Raw genomic sequence first — 9,617 nt, forward strand, 5'->3', positions numbered from 1 at the left:
GGCCGCTGTCGCGGGACCGTCAGGCGATGCCCAACTCGTTGTCGATGAAGGCGAACAGCTCGTCGGCCGAGGCCGCCTGGAGCTTCTCGGTCACCTGCTCCTCGGCCTGCCGCTCGCCGGGCTCGCCGCTCCACCGGGCCAGCAGGGCCGACAGGCGGGCGGCGACGTCCGCGCGGGTGTCCTCGTCGGCGGCGACCACGGCCAGCGCGGCCTCCAGCCGGTCGAGGTCGGCGAGCGAGGCCCCGGTCGGCCCGCCGCCGGCCGGCAGCAGGTCCGCCCGCAGCCGGGCGGCCAGCGCGGCCGGGGTCGGGAAGTCGAACACCAGCGTCGCCGGCAGTCGCAGCCCGGTGGCGGCGCCGAGCCGGTTGCGCAGCTCCAGGGCGGTCAGCGAGTCGAGTCCGAGCTCCTTGAACGCCCGGCCGCCGAGCACCTCGTCCACCGTCGGGTGACCGAGCGCCGCCGCCGCGTGGGCCCGCACCAGGTCGAGGACGGCCTGTTCGCGCTCCAGCTCCGCCATCCCCGAGAGGCGTCGGCGCAGGTCCGCCGCGTCCGTGGGCGCCGCCTCCCCGGTGGGCTCGCCGGCGGCGGCCGGTCGCCGGGCGCCGGGCAGCTCGTCCAGCAGGGCGCAGGCGCGCACGGCCGTGAAGCCGGGCACGAAGCGCTCCCAGACGATGTCGGCGATCGCGACCACGGTCTCGTCCAGGTCCAGGGCCTGTTGCAGGGCGGCGATCGCCGCCTTGGGACGCATGCCGGGCAGCCCGGCCCGGTCCAGGCGGTCGCCGATCGGGCCGTCGGCCGCCATGCCCGCCTCGCCCCAGCGGCCCCAGGCCACCGAGGTGGCGGGCAGGCCCTCGGCCCGGCGGTACTCGGCGAAGGCGTCCAGGAAGGCGTTGGCGGCGGCGTAGTTGCCCTGCCCGGGGTCGCCCAGGGTGCCGGCGATGCCGGAGAAGAGCACGAAGGCCGTCAGCTCCGAGGCCGAGGTCAGCTCGTGCAGGTTGCGCACGGCGTCCACCTTCGGGCGCAGCACGCCCGCGACCCGGTCGGGGGTCAGCGCGTCCAGCACGCCGTCGTCCAGCACGCCCGCGGTGTGGAAGACCGCGGTGAGCGGCCGTTCGGCCGGGACGGCGGCCAGGAGTGCGGCGAGCGCCGCCCGGTCGGCCGCGTCGCAGGAGGCGATGGTGACCTGGGCGCCGAGGGCGGTGAGTTCCTCGCGCAGCTCGGCGGCGCCCTCGGCCTCGGGGCCGCGGCGGCTGGTGAGCAGCAGGTGCTCGGCGCCACCACGGGCCAGCCAGCGGGCGACGTGCGCACCGAGCGCGCCGGTGCCGCCGGTCACCAGCACGGTGCCGCCCGGGCGCCAGCCCTCGGCCGGCGCCGGGCCGGGGGGCGCGGGCACCAGGCGGCGTCCGAACACCCCCGACGCCCGCACGGCGAGCTGATCCTCGCCGCCCGCACCGGCCAGCACGCCCACCAGGCGGTCCAGCACCCGCTGGTCGAGCGCTGCGGGCAGGTCCAGCAGACCGCCCCAGCGCTGCGGCTGCTCCAGGGCGGCGACCCGGCCCAGGCCCCAGACCAGCGACTGGTCAGGGCCCGCCGGGCGCTCGGTGCGGCCGACCGCCACCGCGCCCCGGGTCGCGCACCACAGCGGGGCCTCGAAGGCGGCGTCGCCGAGCGCCTGCACCAGCGCGACGGTGCCGGCCAGACCGAGCGGCAGCCCGGGGTGCTCGTGGTGCGGCCGCTCGTCCAACGCGAGCAGCGAGAGCACACCCGTCAGCTCGACCACGTCGCCCAGTTCCTTGCGGAGCCGCTCGCCGACCGCCTGCCGCTCCAGGTCGGCGCCGTCGATCTCGAACAGCCGCACCTCGGCGCCGTGCCGGGCCAGGGCGCGGCCGATGTCGGCCACCGCGTCCTGGTCCGCGAGCCCTTCGGGCACGATGACCGCCCAGGTGCCGCCGAGGACCGGCGCGGCGGGCAGCGTGGTCAGCGGCCGCCAGGCGACCCGGTAGCGCCAGCCGTCGACGACCGACTGCTCGCGGCGCTGCCGCCGCCAGGAGGAGAGCGCGGGCAGCACCGTGCTCAGCGGGGCGTCGCCGCCCAGGTCGAGCGAGTCGGCCAGGGCCGTCAGGTCCTCGTTCTCCACGACCTCCCAGAACGCCGTCTCCACCGGGTCGTTGCCCGGCTGGGCGGCCGGCGCCTCGAAGCCGGCCGGCTCGGGCCAGTAGCGACGGCGCTGGAAGGCGTAGCCCGGCAGTTCGGTGCGCTCGGCGCCGGTGCCGGCGAAGACGGCGGCCGTCCAGTCGACCGCGGTGCCGCGCACCCACGCCTCGGCGAGGGAGGCCAGCATCCGGCGGGCACCGCCCTCGCCCCGGCGCAGCGTGCCGAAGGCCACCGCCTCGCGGTCCGCCGCCTCGATGCTCTCCTGGAGCGCCATCACCAGCACCGGATGCGGGCTGACCTCGATGAAGGTCCCGCACCCGGTGGCCAGCAGCGATTCGACCGCCTCCTGCAGCCGTACGGTCTCGCGCAGGTTGGTGTACCAGTACGCGGCGTCCAGGCCCGAGCCGTCCACCAGTTCACCGGTCACCGTGGAGCGCAGCGGCACCCGCCCGGCGCGCGGCTCGATGCCCGCCAGGGCGGTGAGCAGCTCGGCGCGGATCGCCTCCACTTGCGCCGAGTGCGAGGCGTAGTCCACCGGGACCCGGCGCGCCCGGACCCCGTCCGCCTCGCACGAGGCCAACAACTCGTCCAGCGCCGCGGGTTCACCCGACACCACCACCGAGGACGGCCCGTTGACCGCCGCCACCGACACCCGCGCCTCGCCCCACTCCGACAGCCGCTCGCGCACCTCGGCCACCGGCAGCGCCACCGAGACCATGCCGCCGCGGCCCGCCAGCCCGGCGGCGATCGCCTTGCTGCGCAGCGCGACGACCTTGGCGCCGTCGGCCACCGACAGGGCGCCCGCCACCACCGCGGCCGCGATCTCGCCCTGCGAGTGGCCGAGCACCACGTCGGGTTCCACTCCCGCCCCGCGCCAGAGGGCCGCCAGCGAGACCATCACGGCCCACAGCACCGGCTGCACCACGTCCACCCGCTCCAGCCACGCCTCACCGGCGCGGCCGAGCAGCACCTCGGTCAACGACCAGTCGGTGAACGGCGCGAGGGCGCTCTCGCACTCCTCGATCGCCGCCCGGAAGACCGGCGACTCCTCCCAGAGGCCCGCGCCCATCGCGAGCCACTGCGAGCCCTGCCCGGGAAAGACGAACGCCACCGTGCCGACGGGCCGGGTCGCGCCCTCGACCACCTCCGCCGTGACCGTGCCGGCGGCCAACGCCCGTAGCCCGTGGTCGAGTTCGGCGAGGTCGGCGCCGAGCACGACGGCCCGGTGCTCCAGCGCGGCCCGGCCGGTGGCCAGCGACAGCCCGACCCCCAGCGCCTGCGGGGCGGGCTCCGCTGCCGCGAAGGCCCGCAGCCGCGCCGCCTGACCACGCAACGCCTGCGCGCTACGGCCCGACACCACCCATGGCAGCACCGCGGCCCCGATCGCCGCTCCCCCGGTCTGAACGACCGCCTCCTCGGCCACCGGCGCCTGCTCGATGATGACGTGCGCATTGGTGCCGCTGAACCCGAAGGAGGAGACCCCCGCCCGGCGCGGCTGCTCGCTCCGCGGCCATGCGCGCGCCTCGGTCAGCAACTCCACCGCGCCCGCCGACCAGTCCACCTGCGCGGTGGGCTCGGTCAGGTGGATGCTGGCCGGCAGCACGCCGTGCCGCATCGCCAGCACCATCTTGATCACTCCGGCCAGGCCGGCCGCCGCCTGGGCGTGGCCGATGTTGGACTTCACCGAGCCCAGCCAGAGCGGCCGCTCCGCGGGCCGGCCCTGGCCGTAGGTGGCCAGCAGCGCCTGTGCCTCGATCGGGTCGCCCAGCGAGGTGCCGGTGCCGTGCGCCTCGACCGCGTCCACCTGGTCGGCCGTCAGTCCCGCGTTCGCCAGGGCCTGGCGGATCACCCGCTGCTGGGACGGGCCGTTGGGCGCCGTCAGGCCGTTGCTCGCGCCGTCCTGGTTGATCGCCGAGCCGCGCACGATCGCCAGCACCGGATGCCCGTTGCGCCGCGCGTCCGAGAGCCGCTCCACCAGCAGCATGCCCACGCCCTCGGAGGGGGTGAAGCCGTCGGCGGCAGCCGAGAACGGCTTGCACCGCCCGTCGGAGGCCAGGCCCTGCTGCTTGCTGAACTCGACGAAGGTGCCCGGGGTGGACATCACGGTCACGCCACCGGCCAGCGCCAGCTCGCACTCGCCGCCGCGCAGCGCCCGCACCGCCAGGTGCAGGGCCACCAGCGAGGCCGAACAGGCGGTGTCCACGGTCAGCGCCGGCCCTTCGAGGCCGAACAGGTAGGAGACCCGGCCCGAGACCACACTGGCCGCCGTACCGGTGGCGACATGGCCCTCGGAGGACTCGGCCGCACCCGCCAGCAGGCTCAGGTAGTCCGAGCCGTTGGTGCCGGCGAAGACGCCGGTCCGGCTGCCGCGCAGCGCCGTGGGGTCGATCCCGGCCCCCTCGATCGCCTCCCAGCTGGTCTCCAGCAGCAGCCGCTGCTGGGGGTCCATCGCCAGCGCCTCGCGCGGCGAGATGCCGAAGAAGCCGGCGTCGAACTGGCTGGCGTCGTCCAGGAACCCGCCCTCCCGGAGGTAGGAGGTGCCGGTGTCGAGGTCCCAGCCGCGGTCGGCGGGGAACGCCGACAACGCGTCACCGCCGTCGACCAGCAGCTGCCACAGGTCCTCGGGCGAGGCAACGCCGCCGGGGAAGCGGCAGCTCATGCCGACGATCGCGATCGGCTCGTCGTCCGCGGCCGGGCGGACCACGACCGGGGCCGCGGCCGAGTTCACCGTGCCGGAGAGCTCCTCGGCGAGGTGGCGGACCAGCGCGAGGGTGTTGGGGTGGTCGTAGATCAGCGTGGCGGGGAGCTTGACCCCGGCGGCCGCGCCGAGCCGGTTGCGCAGCTCCACGGCGGTCAGCGAGTCGAAGCCCAGCTCCTTGAACGCCCTGGCGGTGTTCACCGCCTCCGGGCCCGGGTAGCCGAGCGCGGCCGCGACATGGGAGGTGACCAGGTCCAGCAGGATCCGGTCCCGCTCGGCCGCCGGCACACCGGCGAGCCGGGCGGCCAGCCCGCCCTCGGCGCCCGTCCCCTGCTCGGCGCCGCCTCCGGTGCGCTCCAGCGCCCGCACGGCCTCGGGCACCTCGAAGAGCAGCGGGCGGACCCGGCCCGAGGTGAAGGCGAGGGCGAAGCGCTGCCAGTCGATGTCGGTCACGGTCAGCACGTGGTCGCCCTGGTCCAGCGCCTGCTGGAGGGCGGCCGTGGCCGGCTCGGGCGCCATCGGCAGGATGCCGTGGCGGCGCATCCGGTCACCCAGGCCGCCCTCGGCCGCCATGCCGCCCTCGCCCCACGGCCCCCAGGCCACCGAGGTGGCGGGCAGGCCGTCGGCGTGGCGCTGCTCGGCCAGCGCGTCCAGGAAGGCGTTGCCGGGCGCGTAGTTGCCCTGGCCCGGGGCGCCGAAGGTGGCGGCGAAGGAGGAGAAGAGCACGAAGGCGGACAGGTCGAGCTCGCGGGTCAGCTCGTGCAGGTGCAGGGCGGAGTCGACCTTGACCCGGAGCACCCGCTCCAGCTGATCGGTGGTCAGCGCCTGGATCACCGCGTCGTCCAGGACGGCGGCGGTGTGCAGGACGGCGGTCAGCGGCTGCTCGGCCGGGACGGCGGCCAGCAGCTCGGCCAGCGCCGCACGGTCCGACACGTCGCAGGAGGCGATCGTCACCCGGGCGCCGAGCGCGGTGAGTTCCTCGCGCAGCTCGGCGGCACCCTCGGCGTCGGGGCCGCGACGGCTGGTGAGCAGCAGGTGCTCGGCGCCACCGCGGGCCAGCCAGCGGGCGACGTGCGCACCGAGCGCGCCGGTGCCGCCGGTCACCAGCACCGTGCCGCCCGGCCGCCAGCCCTCGGCCGGCGCCGGGCCGGCCGGCGCGTGCAGCAGTCGGCGGACGAAGACGCCACCGGGCCGCAGGGCGACCTGGTCCTCGCCACCGGTGCCGGCCAGCACGCCCACCAGGCGGTCCAGGGCAGGCTGGTCCACCGCCTCGGGGAGGTCGAGCAGACCGCCCCAGCGCGGCGCGTCCTCCAGCGCGGCGACCCGGCCCAGCCCCCAGACCAGCGCCTGCGCGGGGCAGCTGAGCCGCTCGCCACGGTCCACCGCCACCGCGCCCCGGGTCGCGGTCCACACCGGGGTCTCCAGACCGGCGTCCGCCAGGGCCTGGAGCAGGGCGACCGAGCCCGCCAGGCCGACCGGCACCGAGGGGTGGTCGGGGCAGCGGGTCCCGTCGAGCCCGAGCAGCGACAGCACCCCGGCGGGCGTGCCGCCCTCGGGCAGCTCGCGGCGCAACAGCCCGGCCAGCACCGTGCGCTCCAGGTCGGCCGTGCCCAGCACCAGCGTGGTGACCTCGGCCCCGCGCTCGGCGAGCGCCCGGGCGGCGCCGACCGCCCAGGCGTCGGCCGTCAGCGCCTCGGGCAGGACGAGCAGCCAGCCGCCGGAGAGCACCGGTGCGGGCAGCTCGGCCAGCGGCCGCCAGGCGACCCGGTAGCGCCAGCCGTCGACGACCGACTGCTCGCGGCGCTGCCGCCGCCAGGAGGAGAGCGCCGGCAGCACGGCGCTCAGCGGGGCGTCCGCGCCCAGGTCGAGCGAGCCGGCCAGGGTCGCCAGGTCCTCGTTCTCGACGGCCGCCCAGAACTCGGCCTCCACCGGGTCCAGGGCGCTATCGCGCTCCTCGGCGGCCGCGGTCGGCGCGTCCAGCCAGTAGCGGCTGCGCTGGAAGGCGTAGGTGGGCAGGTCGGTCGGCTCGGCGCCGGTGCCGATGCTGGTGCTGGTGCCCGCGAAGACGGCGGCCGTCCAGTCGACCGCGATGCCGCGCACCCACGCCTCGGCGAGGGAGGCCAGCACCCGGCGGGCACCGCCCTCGCCCCGGCGCAGCGTGCCCACGGTCACCGCCGCGGCCTCGGCCTCCTCCAGGCACTCCTGAAGTCCGGTCAGCAGCACGGGGTGCGGGCTGACCTCGACGAAGCCGCCGACCCCGTGGTCGCGCACCAGGGTGCGAGCGGCGTCCGCGAAACGGACGGTCTCGCGCAGGTTGGTGTACCAGTACGCGGCGTCCAGGCCCGAGCCGTCCACCAGTTCACCGGTCACCGTGGACAGCAGCGGCACCTTGCCGGCCCGCGGCTCGATGCCCGCCAGGGCGGTGAGCAGCTCCGCGCGGATCGTCTCGACCTGCGCCGAGTGCGAGGCATAGCTGACCTGCACCCGGCGGGCCCGGACCCCGTCCGCCTCGCAGGCGGCGAGCAGCTCCGCCAGCGCCGCGGGCTCACCGGCGACGACCACCGAGGCCGGGCCGTTGACGGCGGCCACCGAGATCCGCTGCTCGCCCCAGGCGGCCAGCCGCTCGCGCACCTCGGCCACCGGCAGCGCCACCGAGACCATGCCGCCCCGGCCTTCGAGGCCGGCGGCGATCGCCTTGCTGCGCAGCGCGACGACCTTGGCGCCGTCGTCCAGCGACAGGGCGCCGGCCACCACCGCGGCCGCGATCTCGCCCTGCGAGTGGCCCACCAGCAGCGCGGGCTCGACCCCGGCGGCCCGCCAGACCTCGGCGAGCGCGACCATGACGGCCCACAGCACCGGCTGCACGATCTCGACCCGGTCCGGCCACTCGGCACCGGCGCGGCCCAGGGCCTGCCCGAGCAGTACCTCGGTCAACGACCAGTCGGTGAACGGCGCGAGGGCGCTCTCGCACTCCTCGATCGCCGCCCGGAAGACCGGCGACTCCTCCCAGAGGCCCGCGCCCATCGCGAGCCACTGCGAGCCCTGCCCGGGAAAGACGAACGCCACCTTGCCGACGGGCTGCGCCACGCCCTCGACCACGTCGGCGGCCACGCCACCGGCGGCCAGCGTCGCCAGCCCGTGGCCGAGTCCGGCCAGGTCGGCGCCGAGCACCACGGCCCGGTGCTCCAGCGCCGCCCGGCCGGTGGCCAGCGACAGCCCGACCCCCAGCGCCTGCGGGGCGGGCTCCGCTGCCGCGAAGGCCCGCAGCCGCGCCGCCTGACCACGCAACGCCTGCGCGCTACGGCCGGACACCACCCACGGCAGCACCGCGGCCCCGATCGCCGCTCCCCCGGTCTGAACGACCGCCTCCTCGGCCACCGGCGCCTGTTCGACGATCACATGGGCGTTGGTGCCGCTGAAGCCGAAGGAGGAGACGGCGGCCCGGCGCGGCTGCCCGGTCTCCGGCCACGCCCGCGCCTCGGTGAGCAGCTCCACCGCGCCCGCCGACCAGTCCACGTGCGCGGACGGCTCGCTGACGTGCAGGGTGCGCGGCAGCACGCCGTGCCGCATCGCCATGACCATCTTGATCACGCCGCCGACCCCGGCGGCCGCCTGGGTGTGGCCGATGTTGGACTTCAACGAGCCAAGCCAGAGCGGCCGGTCCGCCGGCCGCTCCTGGCCGTAGGTGGCCAGCAGCGCCTGCGCCTCGATCGGGTCGCCGAGCGTGGTGCCGGTGCCGTGCGCCTCCACGGCGTCCACCTGGCCCGGCGTCAGCGCGGCACTGGCCAGCGCCTGGCGGATCACCCGCTGCTGGGAGGGGCCGTTGGGCGCCGTCAGGCCGTTGCTCGCGCCGTCCTGGTTGATCGCCGAGCCGCGCACGATCGCCAGCACCGGATGCCCGTTGCGCCGCGCGTCCGAGAGCCGCTCGACCAGCAGCATGCCCACGCCCTCGCCCCAGCCGGTGCCGTCCGCATCGGCGGAGAAGGCCTTGCAGCGCCCGTCGGTGGACAGGCCGCGCTGGCGGCTGAACTCCACGAAGGTGCCCGGGGTGGCCATCACGGTGACGCCGCCGGCCAGCGCCAGCGTGCACTCACCGGTGCGCAGCGCCTGCACGGCCAGGTGCAGCGCGACCAGCGAGGAGGAGCAGGCGGTGTCGACGGTGACGGCCGGACCTTCCAGGCCGAGGGTGTAGGAGATCCGGCCCGAGGCGACGCTGCCGAAGCTGCCGGTGCCCAGGTGGCCCTCGACGCCCTCGGGCACCGAGCCGAGCCGGCTGGCGTACTCGTGGTACATCAGACCGGCGAAGATCCCGGTCCGGCTGCCCTTGAGCGCGGTCGGGTCGATGCCGGCCCGCTCGAAGGCCTCCCAGGACGCCTCCAGCAGCAGCCGCTGCTGCGGGTCCATCGCCAGCGCCTCGCGCGGCGAGATGCCGAAGAACGCCGGGTCGAACTCGCAGGCGTCGTGCAGGAAACCGCCCTGGCTGACGTAGCTGGTGCCCTGCTGGTCCGGGTCGTCGCCGAGCAGCGCATCGACCTGCCAGCCGCGGTCGGTGGGAAAGCCGGTGATGGCGTCGGTGCCGTCCGCCACCAGCCGCCACAGCTCCTCGGGCGTGGTCACCCCGCCCGGGTAGCGGCAGGCCATGCCGACGATCGCGATCGGCTCCTGGTCGCGCTCCTCCAGCTCCCGCAGGCGCCGGCGGGCGTTGCGCAGATCAGTGGTGGCGCGCTTGAGGTAGTCGCGCAGCTTGTCCTCGTTCACCGTGTCC

General features: G+C 76.5%; 1 protein-coding gene. It reads right to left on the minus strand.

The window, feature by feature from the left end:
* Positions 1–19: 19 nt before the first annotated feature.
* A complete protein-coding gene (locus ACFZB9_RS17775; RefSeq protein WP_391448117.1) occupies positions 20–9,610 on the minus strand; it encodes a type I polyketide synthase in 9,591 nt (3,196 codons plus the stop codon).
* Positions 9,611–9,617 lie beyond the last annotated feature (7 nt).

Origin of the sequence: Kitasatospora sp. NPDC008050 (assembly GCF_042957465.1) — a bacterium.
Classification (GTDB): Bacteria; Actinomycetota; Actinomycetes; order Streptomycetales; family Streptomycetaceae; genus Kitasatospora.